This window comes from Ralstonia pickettii, assembly GCF_000607165.1.
In the GTDB taxonomy this organism is placed as follows: Bacteria; Pseudomonadota; Gammaproteobacteria; order Burkholderiales; family Burkholderiaceae; genus Ralstonia; species Ralstonia holmesii.
In genome coordinates this window covers 975,689-994,168 of record NZ_JFZG01000006.1, presented here as the reverse complement: position 1 = coordinate 994,168, position 18,480 = coordinate 975,689, and the positions used below count along the sequence as shown (strand labels likewise).

General features: G+C 62.9%; 23 protein-coding genes. 17 read left to right on the top strand and 6 right to left on the bottom strand.

Annotated features, from left to right (window positions below; genetic code table 11):
• Nucleotides 1-50 precede the first annotated feature (50 nt).
• Entirely contained in the window at nt 51-530 is a 480-nt protein-coding gene (bfr, locus tag BG83_RS0110970; RefSeq protein ID WP_004637092.1) for a bacterioferritin, read from the top strand.
• 67 nt (nt 531-597) lie between these two features.
• Here the strand turns inward: bfr and BG83_RS0110965 are convergent, their stop codons facing one another.
• From BG83_RS0110965 to gpmA, 3 genes are all read right to left on the bottom strand, one after another.
• Nucleotides 598-1,347 carry a HesA/MoeB/ThiF family protein gene (locus BG83_RS0110965; protein ID WP_024976762.1) on the bottom strand — a complete coding sequence of 250 codons (750 nt, stop codon included), beginning with the start codon at nt 1,345-1,347 and terminating at the stop codon, nt 598-600.
• Between the two features lie 69 nt (nt 1,348-1,416).
• The gene (locus tag BG83_RS0110960; protein ID WP_024976761.1) at nt 1,417-3,033 is read right to left on the bottom strand and encodes a S41 family peptidase; all 1,617 of its coding nucleotides are present in this window, start codon (nt 3,031-3,033) and stop codon (nt 1,417-1,419) included.
• A gap of 118 nt (nt 3,034-3,151) precedes the next feature.
• Nucleotides 3,152-3,898 carry a 2,3-diphosphoglycerate-dependent phosphoglycerate mutase gene (gpmA, locus tag BG83_RS0110955; protein WP_024976760.1) on the bottom strand — a complete coding sequence of 249 codons (747 nt, stop codon included), beginning with the start codon at nt 3,896-3,898 and terminating at the stop codon, nt 3,152-3,154.
• A gap of 174 nt (nt 3,899-4,072) precedes the next feature.
• Here gpmA and BG83_RS0110950 point away from each other — a divergent pair, with 174 nt between their 5' ends.
• The 4 genes from BG83_RS0110950 (at nt 4,073) to BG83_RS0110935 (ending at nt 6,588) form a co-directional block, all read left to right on the top strand.
• Entirely contained in the window at nt 4,073-4,495 is a 423-nt protein-coding gene (locus BG83_RS0110950; protein WP_024976759.1) for a rhodanese-like domain-containing protein, read from the top strand.
• 18 nt (nt 4,496-4,513) lie between these two features.
• Nucleotides 4,514-4,771, top strand: coding sequence for a glutaredoxin 3 (gene grxC, locus BG83_RS0110945; protein WP_024976758.1), 258 nt, complete (start codon nt 4,514-4,516; stop codon nt 4,769-4,771).
• 173 nt (nt 4,772-4,944) lie between these two features.
• On the top strand, nt 4,945-5,463 hold the full coding sequence (gene secB / locus BG83_RS0110940) for a protein-export chaperone SecB (protein WP_024976757.1): 519 nt from the start codon (nt 4,945-4,947) through the stop codon (nt 5,461-5,463).
• Nucleotides 5,464-5,571: 108 nt separating this feature from the next.
• Nucleotides 5,572-6,588: an NAD(P)H-dependent glycerol-3-phosphate dehydrogenase gene (locus BG83_RS0110935; protein WP_024976756.1), complete on the top strand. Its 1,017-nt coding sequence runs from the start codon at nt 5,572-5,574 to the stop codon at nt 6,586-6,588.
• Between the two features lie 33 nt (nt 6,589-6,621).
• On the opposite strand, the gene trmL is transcribed toward BG83_RS0110935, so the two are convergent.
• Together trmL and BG83_RS0110925 are read right to left on the bottom strand one after the other, a co-directional pair.
• Nucleotides 6,622-7,092, bottom strand: a complete 471-nt coding sequence (gene trmL / locus BG83_RS0110930) for a tRNA (uridine(34)/cytosine(34)/5-carboxymethylaminomethyluridine(34)-2'-O)-methyltransferase TrmL (RefSeq protein WP_024976755.1) — start codon at nt 7,090-7,092, stop codon at nt 6,622-6,624.
• Between the two features lie 112 nt (nt 7,093-7,204).
• A complete protein-coding gene (locus BG83_RS0110925) occupies nt 7,205-7,927 on the bottom strand; it encodes a ComF family protein (RefSeq protein WP_024976754.1) in 723 nt (240 codons plus the stop codon).
• A gap of 108 nt (nt 7,928-8,035) precedes the next feature.
• Between BG83_RS0110925 and BG83_RS0110920 the strand changes: the two genes are divergently transcribed.
• From BG83_RS0110920 to BG83_RS0110880, 8 genes are all read left to right on the top strand, one after another.
• The gene (locus BG83_RS0110920; protein ID WP_024976753.1) at nt 8,036-8,977 is read left to right on the top strand and encodes a methyltransferase domain-containing protein; all 942 of its coding nucleotides are present in this window, start codon (nt 8,036-8,038) and stop codon (nt 8,975-8,977) included.
• 193 nt (nt 8,978-9,170) lie between these two features.
• Complete coding sequence (locus BG83_RS28675) at nt 9,171-9,356, top strand: hypothetical protein (RefSeq protein WP_080693665.1); 186 nt, start codon at nt 9,171-9,173, stop codon at nt 9,354-9,356.
• 247 nt (nt 9,357-9,603) lie between these two features.
• The gene (coxB, locus tag BG83_RS0110905; RefSeq protein WP_024976751.1) at nt 9,604-10,860 is read left to right on the top strand and encodes a cytochrome c oxidase subunit II; all 1,257 of its coding nucleotides are present in this window, start codon (nt 9,604-9,606) and stop codon (nt 10,858-10,860) included.
• Nucleotides 10,861-10,901: 41 nt separating this feature from the next.
• The gene (gene ctaD, locus BG83_RS0110900; RefSeq protein ID WP_012761054.1) at nt 10,902-12,506 is read left to right on the top strand and encodes a cytochrome c oxidase subunit I; all 1,605 of its coding nucleotides are present in this window, start codon (nt 10,902-10,904) and stop codon (nt 12,504-12,506) included.
• A gap of 61 nt (nt 12,507-12,567) precedes the next feature.
• On the top strand, nt 12,568-12,696 hold the full coding sequence (locus BG83_RS29825; protein WP_235193184.1) for a cytochrome oxidase small assembly protein: 129 nt from the start codon (nt 12,568-12,570) through the stop codon (nt 12,694-12,696).
• A gap of 49 nt (nt 12,697-12,745) precedes the next feature.
• A complete protein-coding gene (locus BG83_RS0110890; RefSeq protein ID WP_024976750.1) occupies nt 12,746-13,354 on the top strand; it encodes a cytochrome c oxidase assembly protein in 609 nt (202 codons plus the stop codon).
• Between the two features lie 4 nt (nt 13,355-13,358).
• Nucleotides 13,359-13,571 (top strand): DUF2970 domain-containing protein, encoded by a 213-nt coding sequence (locus tag BG83_RS0110885; RefSeq protein WP_024976749.1) that lies wholly within the window; start codon nt 13,359-13,361, stop codon nt 13,569-13,571.
• An 89-nt stretch (nt 13,572-13,660) separates the two neighbouring features.
• The gene (locus tag BG83_RS0110880; protein WP_024976748.1) at nt 13,661-14,521 is read left to right on the top strand and encodes a cytochrome c oxidase subunit 3; all 861 of its coding nucleotides are present in this window, start codon (nt 13,661-13,663) and stop codon (nt 14,519-14,521) included.
• A 126-nt stretch (nt 14,522-14,647) separates the two neighbouring features.
• Here the strand turns inward: BG83_RS0110880 and BG83_RS0110875 are convergent, their stop codons facing one another.
• The gene (locus BG83_RS0110875) at nt 14,648-14,857 is read right to left on the bottom strand and encodes a twin transmembrane helix small protein (RefSeq protein WP_024976747.1); all 210 of its coding nucleotides are present in this window, start codon (nt 14,855-14,857) and stop codon (nt 14,648-14,650) included.
• A gap of 69 nt (nt 14,858-14,926) precedes the next feature.
• Between BG83_RS0110875 and BG83_RS0110865 the strand changes: the two genes are divergently transcribed.
• The 4 genes from BG83_RS0110865 to cyoE are packed head-to-tail and all read left to right on the top strand — an operon-like array spanning nt 14,927 to nt 18,463.
• Entirely contained in the window at nt 14,927-15,697 is a 771-nt protein-coding gene (locus BG83_RS0110865; protein ID WP_024976746.1) for an SURF1 family protein, read from the top strand.
• A 52-nt stretch (nt 15,698-15,749) separates the two neighbouring features.
• The gene (locus BG83_RS0110860) at nt 15,750-16,406 is read left to right on the top strand and encodes an SCO family protein (protein WP_024976745.1); all 657 of its coding nucleotides are present in this window, start codon (nt 15,750-15,752) and stop codon (nt 16,404-16,406) included.
• 3 nt (nt 16,407-16,409) lie between these two features.
• A complete protein-coding gene (locus tag BG83_RS0110855; protein ID WP_024976744.1) occupies nt 16,410-17,501 on the top strand; it encodes a COX15/CtaA family protein in 1,092 nt (363 codons plus the stop codon).
• 20 nt (nt 17,502-17,521) lie between these two features.
• Nucleotides 17,522-18,463, top strand: a complete 942-nt coding sequence (gene cyoE, locus BG83_RS0110850) for a heme o synthase (protein WP_024976743.1) — start codon at nt 17,522-17,524, stop codon at nt 18,461-18,463.
• Nucleotides 18,464-18,480: the final 17 nt, after the last annotated feature.

Sequence of the window (18,480 nt, the reverse complement as noted above, 5' to 3'; positions counted from 1 at the left end):
ACGCGTGCGTGCGTCCATCACCGCAGTTGCACTTTGCTGGAGCCCCAAGAATGAAAGGCGATAAGAAGGTCATCCAATATCTGAACGCCCAGCTCAAGAACGAGCTGACTGCCATCAACCAGTATTTCCTCCACGCGCGCATGTACGGCCACTGGGGGCTCAAGCGCATCGGGGACCACGAGTACAAGGAGTCGATCGGCGAGATGAAGCATGCCGATCGCTTGATCGAGCGCATCCTGATGCTCGACGGTCTGCCCAACCTGCAGGACCTGGGCAAGATCTTCATCGGCCAAGATACGAAAGAGATCATCGAGTGCGACCTGAAGCTCGAGCGCGCCGCACACGGCACCGTGGTCGAGGGCATCGCTTACTGCGAATCGGTCAAGGATTACGTGAGCCGCGAAATCTTGGTCGACATTCTGGACGACACCGAAGAGCACATCGACTGGCTGGAAACGCAGCTCGAGCTGATCGACAAGGTCGGCATTCAGAACTATCTGCAATCGCAGATGGAGCCCGAGGGCGAGTAAGCCTCGTCAACCGACGAAAAAGAAGGAGGCCTTGGCCTCCTTTTTTTGTTGCGCGTGTTCCGGCGCTTCAGTGCGCGCCGCCACAGACGGTGCATGACGGCTCACGCGCAATGCGCATCGTCGTCCATTGCATCGATAGACCGTCGAGCATCAGAAGACGCCCGGCAAGCGAACGGCCAATGCCGGTGATCAGCTTGAGCGCCTCGGCGGCCTGCACCGTACCCACCATGCCCACCATCGGCGAGAACACGCCCATCGTTGCACACGCCACATCGGGCGCAGGCTCGTCGGGCGGGAACAGGCAGGCGTAGCAGGGGCCCCCGGCACGGCTGTCGAATACGCTGATCTGTCCGTCAAAGCGGATGGCGGCGCCCGATACCAGCGGCACGCCAGCCCGCACGCAGGCAAGGTTGGTGGCTTGGCGGGTGCCGAAGTTATCGGAGCAGTCCAGTACCACGCTCACGCCATCGAGGAGCTCGCCGATTGCATCGGCATCGAGCCGGCGCTGCACGGCATTCACGCGCACGTCCGGGTTCAGCCGAGCGATGGCCGCCTGCGCGGATGCCACCTTCGGTTGCCCGACCGATTCCGTTGTGTGGATGATCTGGCGCTGCAGGTTGGTCAAGTCCACCGAGTCGTCGTCGACGATAGTGAGCGTGCCCACGCCAGCCGCCGCCAGATAAGGCAGGGCTGCAGCGCCCAGCCCGCCCGCGCCGATGACAAGCGCGTGGCTCTCAAGCAGGCGCGCCTGCCCCTCGATGCCGATTTCGTCGAGCAGGATATGGCGTGAGTACCGCAGCAGTTGATCGTCGTTCATGGTGATGCAATGAAAAAGGCCGTGCAGTGCACGGCCTCGTAAGTTTGCCAGTATTTGCCGGCCGGTGTCTTATCGGGCGCCGGTGGGCTCCGGTGCAGGCTGCACGCCGCTGGCCGGAACATTGGGCTTCGGGGCAGCCGGCTCGGACGCCGGTGTCGCCTTGCCCTTGGGCAGCTTGGCCGGGGCGCTCGATTCCTTGGCCGCCGGCGACTTCACTGCCTTATCCGGCACCGCGGCAGCCGCGGCTTCCAGCACCGACTTCGAGCGTTTGACCGGCTGACCCTTCAGGTCGGCAATGGCCTGTTGCAGCATGAAGTCTTCAGCCGAACCGAACTCGATCGGCTTCTTGTTGCGCTCCTTCTCGCGCTGCTCGGGCGTCTTCTTGGCGTTTTCTTCTTCCAGACGACGCAGTTCTTCGATGCGGCGCTTTTCGCGCTCGGTCATCTCGGCTTCTTCCGACTCCTGCTTGTTGTGCAGGTGGCGTTCGGTGTCGATTTCGCGCGTAATCAGCGCATCGTCCGGGTCGCCGTCCGGGTTTTGGTCAACCGGAATATCCGGGCGGATGCCCTTGGCCTGGATCGACTTGCCCGACGGCGTGTAGTAGTACGCAATGGTCAGCTTGATGCCGGTGTCGTTCGACAGCGGACGCACGGTCTGCACCGAGCCCTTGCCGAACGTCGTCTTGCCCATCGTCTTGGCGCGGTGATGATCCTGCAGCGCACCGGCCACGATTTCCGAGGCCGAAGCCGTGTAGGCATTGGTCAGCACGATGATCGGCACGGTCTTGAACTCGGGGTCCAGGCCGACCAGGGGATCGGAATCGAAGTTGCTCAAGCGGTAGTTGGCGAAGCTCGCCTTGTACGTGCGCTTGGCATCCGGCACCTGGCCGTTGGTCGAAACCACCGTCGCGTCCGGCGGCAGGAACGCTGCCGACACGCCAACCGCAGCTTGCAGCACGCCGCCGCCGTTGTTGCGCAGGTCCAGGATCAGGCCCTTCAGGTGGGCGTCTTGTTTGGCCAGGTCATTGAGCTTCTTGGCCAGGTCCGGCACGGTGCGTTCCTGGAAGCTGGTGATGCGCACCCACGCGATGCCGTTGTCCAGCATCTTGGCCTTGACCGACTGCACCTGGATTTCGGCGCGGGTGATGGTCAGCGGGAACGTGCGTTCTTCCTTCTTGCGATAGATCGTGAGCGTGACCTTGGTGCCCGGCGCGCCGCGCATGCGTTTGACGGCTTGCTCCAACGGCATGCCACGCACGGGTTTGTCGTCGATGCGGGTGATCAGATCGCCCGGTTGCACGCCGGCGCGGAAGGCGGGGGTGTCTTCGATCGGATTGATGACCTTGACCAGGCCTTCTTCCTGCGAGATCTCGATACCCAGACCGGCGAAGCGGCCCTGGGTCCCTTCCTGCAGCTCCTGGAAGTCCTTCTTGTCCAGGTAGGCCGAATGCGGGTCGAGGCTGGCGACCATGCCCTTGATGGCTTCGGTCAGCAGCTTGTCATCGTCCACCGGCTCGACATATTCACGCTTGATCTGGCCAAAGATGTCCGCCATGAGCCTGAGCTTCTCCAGCGGAAGCGGGCCGACCGTCGCGTTTTGCGCAGTGGCGGAGAGCTGGAGCGTCGCCAGAACCCCGGTGACGAGGCCGATGGCGATCAAGCTGATGTTCTTGAGCGAAGTTCGCATGTGTCGAGCGTGGACGTGGGAACAGTAGATAAACATGGCCCGGGACGGCTCGCGCACATCCCGGGCTACAGGCTTCGACAGTATAAAGGCGTTGGAGTGCCGTAGCGCCCGTTACGGTTTATTTCGACTTGCCTTGGCTGGCCACCGCCGCGAGCGAAGCGGCAATCGCTTCCTGGTCACCCAGGTAGTAATGGCGGATCGGCTTGAGGTTGGCGTCCAACTCATACACAAGCGGCGTGCCGTTGGGGATGTTCAGGCCGACGATGTCTGCGTCGGAAATGCCGTCCAGGTACTTCACCAGCGCACGGATGCTGTTGCCGTGCGCGGCGATGACCACGCGCTTGCCGCTCTTGATGGCCGGTGCAATCGATTCATCCCAAAGCGGCATCACGCGTGCGACGGTGTCCTTCAGGCATTCGGTCAGGGGCACCTGCTCGCGCGTGAGGCCCGCGTAACGGGGGTTGCCGAAGGCGTCGTTGTCGGCGCCAGGCTCCAGCGCGGGTGGCGGCGTGTCGTAGCTGCGGCGCCACACCAGGACTTGCTCGTCCCCATATTGCGCGGCGGTTTCGGCCTTGTTCAGGCCCGACAGCGCGCCGTAGTGGCGCTCGTTCAGGCGCCACTCATTACGGGTCGGGATCCACATCAGATCCATTTCATCCTGCACATGCCACAGCGTGCGGATCGCGCGCTTGAGCACCGAGGTGTAGGCCAGATCGAAGGTGAAGCCGGCTTCGCGCAGCAGTTTGCCGCCTTGGCGGGCCTGGGCGACGCCCGTGTCGGTCAGGTCGACATCGACCCAGCCGGTGAAGCGGTTCTCCAGATTCCACGTCGATTCGCCGTGGCGGATGAGGACGAGCTTGTGCATGACTGCCATGATGAGAAGTGAGAAAACCTGCGGGCGGCTGCTGCGACGTGTCGTACGTCATCGTGCAGCCGCTGAAACCAACTATTTTATAATGCCGCGGGCATTGGGCCCCCGAATCGTTCGGCTGATGTTCGCCCATAAGACTTGCCCGACCCATCCCAGGAAACCGATACCGTGAAGTTCTTCGCCGATTACAACAACCTCGCACTGCTTGCCGTCGCCATCGTTTCGGGTCTGCTGCTGCTCTGGGCGCCCATCCAGCGCCGCATTGCGGGCGGCGGTGGCGCCAAGGTGGGTGCTTCGGCGGCCACCCAGCTCATCAATCGCCGCAATGCCGTGGTGGTGGATGTGCGTGAAAGCGCTGAATACGCCGCCGGCCATCTGCCGCAAGCCAAGCACGCGCCGCTGGGGGAGCTTGCAGGCAAGGCTTCCGGGCTTGCAAAGAACAAAGAGACCCCCATCATCCTCGTATGCCAGACCGGCCAGCGCGCTGGGCGGGCGCAAGCAGTCCTGAAGCAGGCCGGTTACAGTGAGGTGTATTCGCTCGAGGGCGGATTGGCCGCCTGGCAACAAGCTGGCCTTCCGGTTGTGAAATAAAGATACGAGGTTGAAGTTATGGCGCACGTGGTCATGTACAGCACCACCGTCTGCCCCTATTGCGTGGCAGCGGAACGACTCCTTAAGCAACGCGGTGTCGAGCAGATCGAGAAAATCCTGATCGATCGCGAACCCGGCAAGCGCGAAGAGATGATGACGCGCACGAACCGCCGCACGGTTCCGCAGATTTATATCGACGAGCGCCACATCGGCGGCTTCGATGATCTGTCTGCGCTGGACCGCGACGGTGGCTTGGTTCCGTTGCTGGCTGCCTGATTCGGCGGCCCGGTCTGGCGACCTGCGCGCCACACAGAAACGCCCGGTTTTGACCGGGCGTTGTACTTTTGGGCCGGCTCTTATAGCGGGCCCCATTTGGTCATGTACCATACGCGTTTTGTGCGGCGGAGGCTTCCGCCAAGCACTGACCACATCCCATTTGAAGGCGAGTCATGAGCGACCAGCAACAGCAGCAACCGGGCCAGGATGGCCAGCCGTTCTTCAACATCCAGCGCGTCTACCTGAAGGACCTGTCGCTGGAGCAACCGAACTCGCCGCACATCTTCCTCGAGCAGGAACAGCCGTCCGTGGAAGTGCAGGTGGACGTCGCCGCTTCGCAACTGGCTGAAGGCGTGTTTGAAGTGACCGTCATCGGTACGGTGACGACCAAGGTGCAAGAGAAGGTCGCGTTCCTGGTGGAAGCCAAGCAAGCGGGCATCTTCGATATCCGCAACGTGCCGGCCGAACAGATGGACCCGCTGCTGGGCATCGCCTGCCCGACCATCGTGTACCCGTACCTGCGCTCGAACATTGCCGACACCATCGGCCGCGCTGGCTTCCAGCCGATCCACCTGGCTGAGATCAACTTCCAGGCCCTGTATGAGCAGCGTTTGACTGCCGCCATGGAAGAGGCACAAGCTGGCGGCAATGCTGGCCTCGTGATGCCGGACGGCTCGAAGGCTACTCACTAAGTACGAGGCGCACTGCGCCAGAGGCCCGCGCCAGCCGCACGCTTGCGCGGGCTTTTTTTTTGCCCGACCTGTTGCTCGACTTTTGCCTGACCGATGTTGAATACGCGCATGCGAATTTCCGTTTTGGGTGCCGGTGCCTGGGGCACTGCCCTGGCCAGCCACGCCGCGCAATCGCACGACGTCGTGCTGTGGGGGCGCGACGCGAACCTCGTCGCGCAGATGGCCGCCACGCACATCAACGCACTGTATTTGCCGGGCATGGCGCTGCAGGCGTCGTTGCATTTTTCTGCTGATTTGCAGGCCGCGCTTGACCATGCGGCGGGCGACGACGGACTCGCCGTCATTGCTTCACCCGTCGCCGGGCTGGCAGACCTGGCGCGCACGATTGCCGCGCACGGCGGTGTGCGCAACGTGATCTGGCTATGCAAGGGTTTCGACCCCGAAACCAGTGCACTGCCGCACGCCATCGTCGCCGATGTGCTGAAGGCATCGGGCCGTACCGACCTCGCTGTCGGTGTGTTGTCTGGGCCGAGTTTCGCCAAGGAAGTCGCGCAGGGTTTGCCGTGCGCCATGACCGTCGCTTCGACCAGCGAGGCGCTGTGCAAGCTCACGCAGCGCGGTTTTCACCATCACGCGATGCGCGTGTACGCAAGCGATGACCTCGTCGGCGTGGAAGTGGGCGGTGCCGTCAAGAACGTCCTGGCCATTGCAACAGGCGCCGCGGATGGCCTGGGCCTGGGGTTGAACGCGCGCGCCGCTCTCGTGACGCGCGGGCTGGCTGAGATGACGCGCCTTGGCCTGGCGCTGGGCGGTCGGCCCGAAACATTCATGGGGCTGACCGGCATGGGCGATCTGCTGCTGACCGCCACCGGCGATCTGTCACGCAACCGCACGGTCGGGATGCAGCTTGCGCAGGGCCGCTCGCTCGACGACATCCTCCACAGCCTCGGCCACGTCGCCGAAGGCGTGCGCTGTGCGCGTGCCGTGGCCGCCCTGGCTCGCGCCAAGGGCGTGGACATGCCGATCACCTTTACCGTCTGCGAAGTCTTGTTCGAAGGGCTTGCTGTTGCGAAAGCGGTCGAGCGTCTACTGCAGCGCGACGCCAAATCCGAATCGGCGCGTTAGTCACGCCGCAATCAACGGCGCGTCTGGTCTGAATCAGGCGCCGCCCGCGAACCCGTTCTGGCGCCACGCTTCGAACACGACCACCGCCACGGTGTTCGATAGATTCAGGCTGCGGTTATCCGGCCGCATCGGCAGGCGAATCCGCTGGGAAGCGGGAAACCACTCGCGTCGCGCTTCCGACAACCCACGCGTTTCCGACCCGAAGACAAACCAGTCGCCCGGCTGGAACGCCATGCTGGCAAACGGCGTCGAGCCGCGCGTGGTGAGCGCGAACATGCGCGTGGGATCAGGCTGCGCAGCGCGCAGGAAGGCGTCCCAATCGGCATGCACGCGCATCGTCGCGTACTCGTGATAGTCGAGCCCCGCGCGGCGCATGCGGGCATCTTCGAGCGGAAAACCTAGCGGTTCAATCAGATGCAGCTGTGCGCCCGTGTTGGCGCACAGGCGGATCACATTGCCCGTATTGGGCGGGATTTCGGGTTCGACAAGGACGACGTTGAACATGATCGGGCGGCAGCGGGGAATTTCGGCGGCGAGCTTATCCACATTGGGAAGGGTTGTCACCTCGCCACAGCTTGGCACAGGTGGCGCGACACAATGTCGCATAAGCACGTAATCAGGGTGTGCGCAAGGCGACAACGTTGGTGACGCGGGTGGCGCCGGCGCGTTTGAGTTGCGTGGCAATCTCGCCGAGGGTTGCGCCGGTGGTCATCACATCGTCAACGACGCCGACGTGGCGCCCCGCGATGCGCGCAGGCTCGGCGACGACGAATGCACCGTGCAGGTTGGTCAGCCGCTCGGCACGGTCCAGCGTGGCCTGGGCGGGGTTGTCGCGCACACGGTGCAGGGCGTTGGCATGGGCGGGAATGTCCAATTGGCGCGCCAGCCTGCGGGCAATCTCCCACGCCTGGTTGTAGCCGCGCGAGCGCAGGCGTGCGGGCGAGAGCGGCACCGGCAGCAGCACGTCCGGCAAGCCGCCCGGCGCAGCGGCGAGTGCGTTGCCCAATCGGCCGGCCAGCCAGGCTGCCAACGGCAATTGCGCCCGAAATTTCAACCCGGTGACAAGGTGGTCAAGCGGCCAGCCATAGTCGGCAATGACGACGGTCGCGTCAAAGTCGGGCGCGCCGGCCAAACAGGCGTGGCAATGTCGGGCGGCGTGCCGCGCCGCTAGCGTAATGGCGCATTGGATGCAGCGCCGCCTGTGCAACTGCGGGGCCAGATCGCCCATGCAGCCCTTACACACCAAGCCGCCCTGCACCGTGCCGCAAAGCGCGCAGGCGCACGGCAACAGATGACGCAAGCCGGCGCGAAACCATGCCGATAACGCGTGTTTGTGCATACAAAAAGCCGCTATCCAAGCCGATTTGCGGCCACTGCGCTATCGGACGGCGCCTCAAACTGCGGGCCGGTATACTTGGCAACCGCAGTATTCCGCCCGGTCTTGTCGATGTCTGATCCCGCTCTTGCTCGTCCTGCCGCCTTGCGGCGCGCCTTTGATCGCCGCGCCGCGCGTTTCGCCGACGTGGATTTCCTGCTGCGCGAAGTCGGCAGTCGCATGCAGGACCGGCTGTCCTACATCAAAGCCACGCCCACGCGTGCGCTGGATTTGGGCTGCGGCCTGGGACAAGGCTTGGCGGTACTGCGCGTGCAATATCCGGACGCACAGATCTGCGGGGTCGACTGGTCGTCCGCCATGCTGGCGCAGGCGCAGAAACTCGACCCGCAGCGCACCGATGCCGGGTGGCTCGGACGGCTTCTGAAGAAGCGGCCGGTCTTTGATTTTGCCCAGGCGGACTTTCGCGCGCTGCCGTTCGCCGGGGCGTCATTCGATCTGCTGTGGTCGAATCTCGCGCTGCACTGGGACCCGGCGCCGCACGCGATCTTTCCGGAATGGCACCGCATCACCACGGAGGGCGGGCTGCTGATGTTCAGCCTGTTCGGCCCCGACACCTTGCGCGAGCTGCGCAGCGCTCTGGCCGGCATCGACGCGGGCGTCCATACGTTGCGCTTTGTTGATATGCATGACATTGGCGACATGCTGGTGCATAGCCGCTGGTCCACGCCCGTCATGGACATGGAGCAGCTCACGATCACCTACGAAACGCCGCAGGCGCTGCTGGCCGATGTGCATTTGCTTGGCGGCATGGCTGGTTTGACGGATGAGGCGGGCCGCAGCCTCGCCGGCGCTGGTCTGCACACGCCGCGCTGGCGCCAGCGGCTATTCGACGCACTCGATGCGCAACGCAATCCCGACGGGCTGATTCCGCTCACCTTCGAAATCGTTTACGGCCACGCCTGGAAGCTTGCGCCGACCCAGCGGCAGGCGTTGGACGAGCAGGGCCGGGCGATGATTCCAATCGATCAGATCGGTCGCAAACCGCGCGTCTGAAACGGTTTTAATGCGGGAACGGCATTGGCTCCACGTTGTCAAGCCGGGACTTGCATAAAGGCGCTTTACCTTGTTTGGGGTCAATCGCGGCCATATAATGCGCCAGTTTGTCGCAGCAGTCCCCCCAAAGGCCTATCCCGTTTTTTGCCACGGGCGAACCGTTCGGGTATGCATCCGAGGCAGGAGTGGTTCAATGCACGACATTGAAACCGCGCTCCACCCAGCATGCGGCGCGTCCACCATCTCGGAATCGCCGCGCAAGAACTGGCTCATGAAGCGAAACTGCTCGCTTTCAACCTGCCAGATTGGCTGGTCCACCCCCTTGGTCGTCATTCCCCCGTTCGTAATCGCTTGGTTTTCTGTCTGGCAACGCGCGTGATTGGTGTTGCCTGACGCGGGGCTGGAGGTCGCGATTCTCGGATGGGCATTGCTGTACTATGCCCGCCACGCCTCCGATTATGGGCAAGTCAAGCTGGAGATGGCCGGCCCGTGATCTAGCAGGTGAGCGTCAGGCGGCGCAAGCTTGCGGACGAGCTTTCCCGGTGTTTGGGACACGGGCAACCAACCCAGGTCTCATGAGCCGCGCACCGGGGCAGAGTGGAATCTGTCAATTGGGTAGATAAAAAATGAAAATGTTGAATAAGACATTGGCAAGTTTGCTGGCGGCAGGCTCTCTCCTCGCCCTCAGTCAAACGGCCCTGGCAGTGGAAGACATGCCGGGCGGCCCCGCAGTGCGGCAGCTCAATCTCGCGCCTCCGGTCACCAAGATCGCCGCCGAGATCCATTGGCTGCACTGGATGATGCTGATCATCTGTATCGTGATCTTCATCGGTGTATTCGGGGTGATGTTCTACTCCATTTTCAAGCACCGTAAGTCGGTCGGCCACAAACCGGCGACGTTCCACGAAAGCACCACGGTTGAAATCATCTGGACCATCGTGCCGTTCCTGATCGTGATCGGGATGGCGCTGCCGGCCACCAAGGCCGTGGTCGCAATGAAGGACACCACCAATTCCGACCTCACCATCAAGGCCACCGGCTACCAGTGGAAGTGGGGTTACGACTACCTGAAGGGCGAAGGCGAGGGCATTTCGTTCCTCTCCACGCTCACCACGCCGCGTGACCAGATCAACAACCAGGCGCCCAAGTCGAACACGTACCTGATCGAAGTCGACAACGAACTTGTCGTGCCGGTCAATCGCAAGGTGCGCATCGTGACCACCGCCAACGACGTGATCCACTCGTGGATGATCCCGGCGTTTGGTGTGAAGCAGGATGCGATTCCGGGCTTCGTGCGCGACGCATGGTTCAAGGCTGAGAAGGTCGGCGTGTATCGCGGCCAGTGCGCCGAACTGTGCGGCAAGGAACACGCCTTCATGCCGATCGTGGTGCGCGTGCTTTCGCAGGACGACTACACCAAGTGGGTCGACGGCAAGAAAAAGGAAATGGCCGCCAAGGCCGATGACCCGAACAAGACCTACACGCTTGAAGAGCTGAAGTCGCGCGGCGAGAAGGTCTACACCGCCAACTGCGCGGTCTGCCACCAGCCGAACGGCAAGGGCGGCGGTCCGTTCCCGGCGCTCGATGGTTCGAAGATCGCGAATGGTCCGCTGGCTGACCACGTGAATATCGTCCTGCATGGCAAGAATGCGATGCCGCCCTGGGCTTCGGCACTCAACGATGTGGAAATCGCCTCGGTCATCACTTACGAGCGCAACAACTGGGGTAACCACACGGGTGACCTGCTGCAGCCGACGCAAGTGAAGGATGCGCGCGGAGGCAAGATGCCCGAAGGCGGCGGCGCCAAGACCGCTGCAACTGAATCCGCCGGCAAGGTGGCGTCCCAACAAGCGAACGCGGCCGAAGACCGCAACGCTGGCTGATTGATCGTCTGCGTGACGAACCGAACCCTAGGAGTTCCTCGATGAGCACCGCTGTTACGCACCCGCAAGATCACGCGCACGGTCATGGAGACGACCACGCGCACGACCATCCGCATGGCTGGCGCCGTTGGCTGTTTGCGACCAACCACAAGGACATCGGTACGCTGTACCTGCTGTTCTCTTTCATGATGCTGCTCTCGGGCGGCACGCTGGCCCTGCTGATCCGCCTTGAGCTGTTCCAGCCCGGCCTGCAGTTCTTCCATCCGGAGCTGTTCAACCAGTTCACCACGCTGCACGGCCTGATCATGGTGTTCGGCGCGATCATGCCGGCCTTCGTGGGCTTTGCAAACTGGATGATCCCGCTGCAGGTTGGCGCCTCCGACATGGCGTTTGCGCGGATGAACAACTTCAGCTTCTGGCTGCTGCCGCCTGCGGCGCTGCTGCTGGTGGGCTCGTTCTTCGCACCGGGCGGCGCCACGGCTGCCGGCTGGACGCTCTATGCGCCGCTGTCGGTGCAGATGGGCCCAGGCATGGACATGGCGATCTTCGCGATCCACATCATGGGTGCATCGTCGATCATGGGCGCGATCAACATCATCGTGACCATCCTGAACATGCGCGCGCCTGGCATGACGCTGATGAAGATGCCGATGTTCTGCTGGACGTGGCTGATCACGGCGTACCTGCTGATTGCCGTGATGCCGGTGCTGGCGGGTGCCATCACCATGGTGCTGACCGATCGCCACTTCGGCACGAGCTTCTTCTCGGCTGCCGGCGGCGGTGACCCGGTGATGTACCAGCACATCTTCTGGTTCTTCGGGCACCCCGAGGTGTACATCATGATCTTGCCGGCCTTCGGCATCATCAGCCAGATCGTGCCGGCGTTCGCGCGCAAGCCGCTGTTCGGCTACAGCTCGATGGTGTACGCCACGGCGTCCATCGCCATCCTGTCGTTCATCGTGTGGGCCCACCACATGTTCACGACCGGCATGCCCGTGACTGGCCAGCTGTTCTTCATGTACGCGACGATGCTGATCGCGGTGCCGACAGGCGTGAAGATCTTCAACTGGGTCGCCACGATGTGGCGCGGCTCGATGACATTCGAGACGCCCATGCTGTTTGCGATCGGCTTCATCTTCGTGTTCACGGTGGGCGGCTTCACGGGCCTGATCCTGGCCGTGGCCCCGATCGACATCCAGCTGCAGGACACGTATTACGTGGTGGCGCACTTCCACTACGTGCTGGTGGCCGGCTCGCTGTTCGCGCTGTTCGCGGGCTTCTACTACTGGGGTCCGAAGTGGTCTGGCTACATGTACAGCGAGACGCGCGGCAAGATCCACTTCTGGGGTTCGATGATCACCTTCAACCTCACGTTCTTCCCGATGCACTTCCTGGGCCTGGCTGGCATGCCGCGTCGCTATGCCGACTATCCGCAGCAGTTCGCCGACTTCAACGCCGTGGCGTCGATCGGTGCCCTGGGCTTCGGCCTGATGCAGGTGTATTTCTTCTTCTTCGTGGTGCTGCCGTCGTACCGCGGTGGCGAGAAGGCTGCCGACAAGCCGTGGGATGGCGCGGAAGGCCTCGAGTGGACCGTGCCGTCGCCGGCACCGTTCCACACCTTTGAAGAACCGCCGCACGTGAAGTAATGCAGGTGTCGCGGGGCAGGCTGCCGATACTGGCGCCGGCCCCGCGATCCTCCGGACAACGATGTCGAATCCAAAAAAAAGCCCAACGCCCGAGCAACGCGCTGCCAATCGTCGCCTGGGGTTCATCCTCGGCACGATCGCGTTGGTTTTCTTTTTGGGTGTGATTTTCAAGCGCGTGGTGTTCGGCTAGCCCGACAGGCGACGCGCTGATCGCCGAACCGAGATTTCGCGAGACCCCTATGAGCCAGACACCGGCACAGCCGGACCCGACACAAAACGACAAAGCATTCGAGCGCGGCCTGAACCGGTCCATGCTCGGCAAGCTGGCCGTTGTGGTCGTGATCATGTTCGGCTTCGGCTACGCGATGGTGCCGCTGTACAAGAAGATCTGCGAGCTCACGAACATCAACGTGTTGAACACACGGGATGAAGATGGCGGCGCGCTGCGCAACTCGCAGGTCGACAAGACGCGCACGATCACGGTGGAATTCGATTCGAACAGCCAAGGGCCGTTCCGCTTCCGCCCCGTCAAGAACAGCATGGATGTGCACCCCGGCGAGATCAACCAGATCGTCTACGAGGTGGTGAACAAGGAGGGGCGTACGGTCGAGGCTCAGGCCATCCCCAGTTACGCGCCCAAGCAGGCAACCGAGTTCTTCAAGAAGATCGAGTGTTTTTGTTTCAAGCAGCAGACGCTGACGGCCAACGAATCACGCGAAATGCCGGTGGTGTTTGTGATTGATCCGGATCTTCCCAAGGACGTGAAGACGATCACCTTGTCCTACACTTTCTTTGAAATCCACGCGCCGTCGGCCATTGCGCCGGCGATGCCGAACAAGGGAGCGTGAGGACATGGACGAACTGAAGGAAGCGACCAAGCGACGCGCATCATTCGCACAGACGATGAAGGCGGTGTTCTGGTCCTTCTTCGGTGTGCGCAAGGGCCGCGATCATGACCGTGACATGGCGCAGTTGAATCCCGTGCACGTGATCATCGCGGGCATTCTGGCCGCGGTCATGTTTATCGTTGTGCTGCTGTTGATCGTGCGGGCAGTTGTCGGTTGAGGATTGAGAAGGTTGAGGAGACGGCCCGCGAAGCATGGGCTGGGCAACATCGAGTGGATTCCCAAAAAAATAGAGCTGGAGAAAAAGAGATGAGTGCGAATCGAGCAAACGCTCCGTACTACTTCGTGCCCGGGCCCTCGCGGCATCCGATTACGGCAAGCCTTGGCCTGCTGATCGTGCTGCTGAGCTCCGCTGCATGGGTGAATGCTCAGCCGTGGGCACCGTGGACATTCCTGATCGGCCTGCTGTGGTTCCTCTTTGTGCTGCGTGCGTGGTTTGCCGACGCCATCTCCGAATCCGAGACCGGCAAGTACGGCGACCGCGTGGATGCCTCGTTCCGCTGGTCGATGAGCTGGTTCATCTTCTCGGAAGTGATGTTCTTCGCGGCGTTCTTCGGCGCGCTGTTCTATGCCCGCACGATTGCCATGCCGTGGCTCGGCGATCTGAACAACAAGCTGCTGTGGCCCGACTTCAACGCGCTGTGGCCGAACGCCGGCCCGGCCGGCACGGTGACGCCATTCACGACGATGGGTCCGTGGCCGATTCCGACCATCAACACGGCGCTGCTGCTGACCTCCGGCGTGACGCTCACGTGGGCACACCATGCGCTGCGTGAAGGCAAGCGCGCGCAGGTCATCCAGGGCCTGCTGCTGACGATCCTCCTGGGCTTCACGTTCATGGGCTTCCAGGCGTTCGAGTACATCCACGCCTATCACGAACTGAACCTGAAGCTGACCTCGGGTATCTATGGTTCAACGTTCTTCTTGCTGACGGGCTTCCACGGCTTCCACGTGACGATGGGCGCGATCATGCTGTCGGTGGTACTGGGCCGCGTGATCAAGGGCCACTTCACGCCGGAGCATCACTTCGCGTTCGAAGGCGCTGCGTGGTACTGGCACTTTGTGGACGTGGTGTGGCTGGGTCTGTACGTGGTGGTGTACTGGCTGTAAGGCAGTATGGGACTGGGGTGGCGCTGCGTCGCCCCGTAGCTCTGCCGACGACCGGCGAAGACAATGCCGCAGACGGGACACCGCTGCGGCGTTTTCGTTTTTCTGGCGTGAGAGATTTGCCGGTGGCTATTGGCCGAAGCGGATGCCAGTACTGTGAATCCACCCCAGCCGGTTCGCGACCAGGATGAAGATGAACAGCGCGATCGAGAAACCGACGCGGAACATCAACGAGCGAACGGTGCGGTTGCTGTGGCCTTTGTCCCGCATCAGGAAGAACAGTGCGGAGGCAAGGCTGCCGAGGATCAGCAGAAACGCAATGGCAACGACGATGCGCATGGAGGGCTGCGGGTTGGGCGATGAAGGGTTGGAAATGGCTGCCGAGCATTATCTCACCGAGGCCACGCAATGACCGTGCGCGTGCCGATGCGACGTTGGTTTGCGCCTGTGCCGATGCTGGCGGGTGTGGCGCTGATCGCGCTCACGTGCTCGCTTGGGCGTTGGCAGCTTTCGCGTGCGCACGAGCGCATCGAGCGGCAGGCCCGCATCGTGGCGCTGGAAAATGCACCTGCCCAGCGCATCACTGCTCAGCCCGTGACGGCAGATTCAGTGATGTACCGACCGGTGCTGCTGCGTGGAACGTTTGACGTGGCGCACACGGTGCTGCTGGAGAATCGCCCACACGTCACCAACGACGTATCGCGCCCCGGTTTCGAGGTGCTCATCCCGCTGAAGCTGGAAGGGGCGGGCGGGCGGGCGGTGTTGGTCAACCGGGGCTGGTTGCCGCGCGACCCGGCCGACCGCACGCGCATCGCGCCATACACCACGCCAGCGGGCGAAGTGCAGGTCGAAGGGATGGCGGTGCCACATGCCAGCCGGGTCTTCAGTCTGGGCCGCAAGGATGGCGCGGATGAAGTTGGCCAGCGACTTAGGCAGAATATCGACCTCGACGCGTTCTCGCGCGAAATCGGCGTGCCGCTCCAACCGTTTGTGGTGCAGCAGCAATCCGACGCGCAGGACGGCCTGGTGCGCGATTGGCCGCGTGCAGACTTGGGCGCCGACCGCAATTACGGCTACGCATTCCAGTGGTTTGCGATGGCAGCGGCGGTGCTGGGGTTAATGGTCTTCTACAGCGTGCGGCGTTATCGCCGCCTGGCGGGCACGTCCGGGCCCGCTTGAACACGAACTCGCGTTGCGGCTTAGTGCCGCAGCTGAATGTATTGGGAATCACATGGTGAATCAGGAATCCGCACCCGGCGCGCCCGGCACACTCGGGGCGTCCGAAGATCCGCGCATCGACGCGCGTACGCGCCGCGGCCGCTTGATGATGCTGTTCCTCCTGCTGGTGTGCGCCTCGCCGGTGATCGCGTCGTACCTTGCGTATTACGTCTTCACCCCGGCCGGCGGCAAGGCGGCATACGGCGCGCTGGTCGATCCGCAGCGCCCCATTCCGACCGGCCTGATGGTGCAGGACGAGCACGGTGCCGAAGTGCCACTCGCCAGCCTGAAGGGCAAATGGCTGATGGTGTCAGTGGATGCCAGCGCCTGCGACGACAACTGCGCGCGCAAGCTTTTCACCATGCGCCAACTGCGCATTGGTCAGGGCCCCGACCGAGACCGCATTGTCCCCGTCTGGCTTGTGACCGACCGCGGCGAAATCGACCCGCGCCTGATCAAAGCCTACAACGACGATTACGGCGCCGTGCGCTTCCTGCGCGCGCCCGAACTGCCGAAGAACTGGCTGGGCGACGGCAAGACGCCGCCCACGGATCATCTCTTCCTGGTCGATCCGCTTGGCAACCTGATGATGCAGTTCCCGAAAGATCCGGACCCGAAGAAGGTGCGCGGGGACATGGCACGGCTCTTGAAGTACTCGCGCATCGGATAAGCCATGCTGCTGCAACTTGCTTCCATCGGCATCCTGATCGCACTGATCCCGCTGTGCTACGTGCTGGTCAAAGGCGATCGCAACAAGTACCGCAAGCTGGTGTGGATCACTGCTTTCCTGACGCTGGACCTGATCATGTTCGGCAGCTTCACGCGTCTGACCGATTCGGGTCTCGGTTGCCCGGATTGGCCGGGCTGCTACGGCACGTCCAACCCGTTCCACGCACGTGACGACATCCATGCCGCACAGGCCGCCATGCCGAGTGGCCCGGTCACGTGGATGAAGGCGTGGATCGAGATGACGCATCGCTACTTCGCGCTTGCTTTGGGCGTTCTGATCATCACGCTGGTGGTGCTCGCGTGGGTCAAGCGCAAGGAACTGAAGCAATCCCCGTGGTATGCAACGGCCGTGCTCGCACTGGTGTGTGTGCAGGGCGCCTTTGGCGCCTGGACGGTCACGCTCAAGCTACAGCCAGCCATCGTGGTGACGCACTTGCTGTTGGGCATGTCGCTGCTGGCCGCGCTGATCTGGCTCGGCTGCAAGAACGATGTGCCGCGGGTGGTGGATGAGCGTGGCGCGTCATTGCGTGTGGCAGCGGCCATCGGGCTCGTGCTGCTCATTGTGCAGATTGCGCTGGGCGGCTGGGTCAGTACGAACTACGCTGTGCTGGCCTGTACAGATTTTCCGCTGTGCAACGGCCAGTGGGTCCCGCCGATGGACTTTGTGCATGGCTTCACGTTCTGGCGCCAGCTCGGCAAGACCGCGGGCGGCGATTTCATCTCGCACGATGCGCTGGTCGCCATCCATTGGACGCACCGCGTGTTTGCAATCGTTGTGCTGAGCTATCTGGCGTGGCTGGGCCTGCGCGCTCGTCGCATTGGCGGCATCGGCCGTGTCGCGACAGTGCTGCTCGTCGTGCTGGCCGTCCAATTAGCGACCGGCCTTTCGAACATCGTGCTGGGCTGGCCGCTCCTGGCTGCCGTGGCGCATAACGGCGGCGCGGCCGTGCTGCTATTGCTGATGGTGCGTCTGCATTACCTGATTGGGCTCGCACAAGCGCGGGCGCCGATGTCTGTGGCGGCTGCCGTCGTCTGAAAGCTGTCTGACCGTTTTTTATGAATACCGTGGCAACCCCAACAACTTCCACTCAACTTCCTGGCTGGCGAACGACCGCATCGCAGTATGCGGCGCTGACCAAGCCGCGCGTCACGCAGCTTGCCGTGTTCTGCGCCGTGATCGGCATGTTCCTGGCCACCCCGGGCATGGTGCCGTGGCCGGTGCTGATTGGCGGCGCGGTCGGCATCTGGCTGTTTGCCGGCGCTGCCTTCGCCATCAACTGCCTGGTCGAGCGCAAGATCGACGCGATGATGCGCCGCACGGCCTGGCGCCCCTCAGCCAGCGGCGAGTTGGGCACGCGACAGATCCTGGTGTTCTCGGTGGTGCTGGGCGGTGCGGGCATGTGGACGCTGCACGTGTTCGCCAACGACCTGACGATGTGGCTGACGTTCGCCACCTTCATCGGCTACGCGATCATCTATACCTTGCTGCTCAAGCCGGCCACGCCACAGAACATCGTGATCGGCGGGCTGTCTGGGGCGATGCCGCCGGCGCTGGGCTGGGCGGCCGTCGCCAACAGCGTGCCGGCCGAGGCTTGGATTCTGGTGCTGATCATCTTTACCTGGACGCCACCACACTTCTGGGCGCTCGCGCTGTACCGCCGTGCCGACTACGCCAAGTCCGGCCTGCCGATGCTGCCGATCACGCACGGCGAGAAGTACACGCTGCTGCATATCCTGCTGTACACGCTCATCATGATCGCCGCGACCATCCTGCCGTTCGTCTACGGCATGAGCGGCTATATCTACCTGGCGACGGCGCTGGTGCTCGGTTTCGGCTTTCTCTCGTATGCGTGGCGCATGTACCGCAAGTATTCGGACGCACTGGCGCAGAAGACCTTCCGCTACTCGATCATCTACCTGTCGATCCTGTTTGCCGCACTGCTGGTGGACCACTACTTCAAGTTCGGCCCGGCGCTCATGCAAAGCGCGGCGCTGTGACGCACAGGGCCGCCAGC

Bases quoted from the DNA above. Each gene is read 5' to 3' on its own strand.
- bfr (WP_004637092.1), top strand. From the start codon at position 51: ATGAAAGGCGATAAGAAGGTCATCCAATATCTGAACGCCCAGCTCAAG.
- BG83_RS0110965 (WP_024976762.1), bottom strand. From the start codon at position 1,347: ATGAACGACGATCAACTGCTGCGGTACTCACGCCATATCCTGCTCGAC.
- BG83_RS0110960 (WP_024976761.1), bottom strand. From the start codon at position 3,033: ATGCGAACTTCGCTCAAGAACATCAGCTTGATCGCCATCGGCCTCGTC.
- gpmA (WP_024976760.1), bottom strand. From the start codon at position 3,898: ATGCACAAGCTCGTCCTCATCCGCCACGGCGAATCGACGTGGAATCTG.
- grxC (WP_024976758.1), top strand. From the start codon at position 4,514: ATGGCGCACGTGGTCATGTACAGCACCACCGTCTGCCCCTATTGCGTG.
- secB (WP_024976757.1), top strand. From the start codon at position 4,945: ATGAGCGACCAGCAACAGCAGCAACCGGGCCAGGATGGCCAGCCGTTC.
- BG83_RS0110935 (WP_024976756.1), top strand. From the start codon at position 5,572: ATGCGAATTTCCGTTTTGGGTGCCGGTGCCTGGGGCACTGCCCTGGCC.
- trmL (WP_024976755.1), bottom strand. From the start codon at position 7,092: ATGTTCAACGTCGTCCTTGTCGAACCCGAAATCCCGCCCAATACGGGC.
- BG83_RS0110925 (WP_024976754.1), bottom strand. From the start codon at position 7,927: ATGCACAAACACGCGTTATCGGCATGGTTTCGCGCCGGCTTGCGTCAT.
- BG83_RS0110920 (WP_024976753.1), top strand. From the start codon at position 8,036: ATGTCTGATCCCGCTCTTGCTCGTCCTGCCGCCTTGCGGCGCGCCTTT.
- BG83_RS28675 (WP_080693665.1), top strand. From the start codon at position 9,171: ATGCACGACATTGAAACCGCGCTCCACCCAGCATGCGGCGCGTCCACC.
- coxB (WP_024976751.1), top strand. From the start codon at position 9,604: ATGAAAATGTTGAATAAGACATTGGCAAGTTTGCTGGCGGCAGGCTCT.
- ctaD (WP_012761054.1), top strand. From the start codon at position 10,902: ATGAGCACCGCTGTTACGCACCCGCAAGATCACGCGCACGGTCATGGA.
- BG83_RS29825 (WP_235193184.1), top strand. From the start codon at position 12,568: ATGTCGAATCCAAAAAAAAGCCCAACGCCCGAGCAACGCGCTGCCAAT.
- BG83_RS0110890 (WP_024976750.1), top strand. From the start codon at position 12,746: ATGAGCCAGACACCGGCACAGCCGGACCCGACACAAAACGACAAAGCA.
- BG83_RS0110885 (WP_024976749.1), top strand. From the start codon at position 13,359: ATGGACGAACTGAAGGAAGCGACCAAGCGACGCGCATCATTCGCACAG.
- BG83_RS0110880 (WP_024976748.1), top strand. From the start codon at position 13,661: ATGAGTGCGAATCGAGCAAACGCTCCGTACTACTTCGTGCCCGGGCCC.
- BG83_RS0110875 (WP_024976747.1), bottom strand. From the start codon at position 14,857: ATGCGCATCGTCGTTGCCATTGCGTTTCTGCTGATCCTCGGCAGCCTT.
- BG83_RS0110865 (WP_024976746.1), top strand. From the start codon at position 14,927: ATGACCGTGCGCGTGCCGATGCGACGTTGGTTTGCGCCTGTGCCGATG.
- BG83_RS0110860 (WP_024976745.1), top strand. From the start codon at position 15,750: ATGGTGAATCAGGAATCCGCACCCGGCGCGCCCGGCACACTCGGGGCG.
- BG83_RS0110855 (WP_024976744.1), top strand. From the start codon at position 16,410: ATGCTGCTGCAACTTGCTTCCATCGGCATCCTGATCGCACTGATCCCG.
- cyoE (WP_024976743.1), top strand. From the start codon at position 17,522: ATGAATACCGTGGCAACCCCAACAACTTCCACTCAACTTCCTGGCTGG.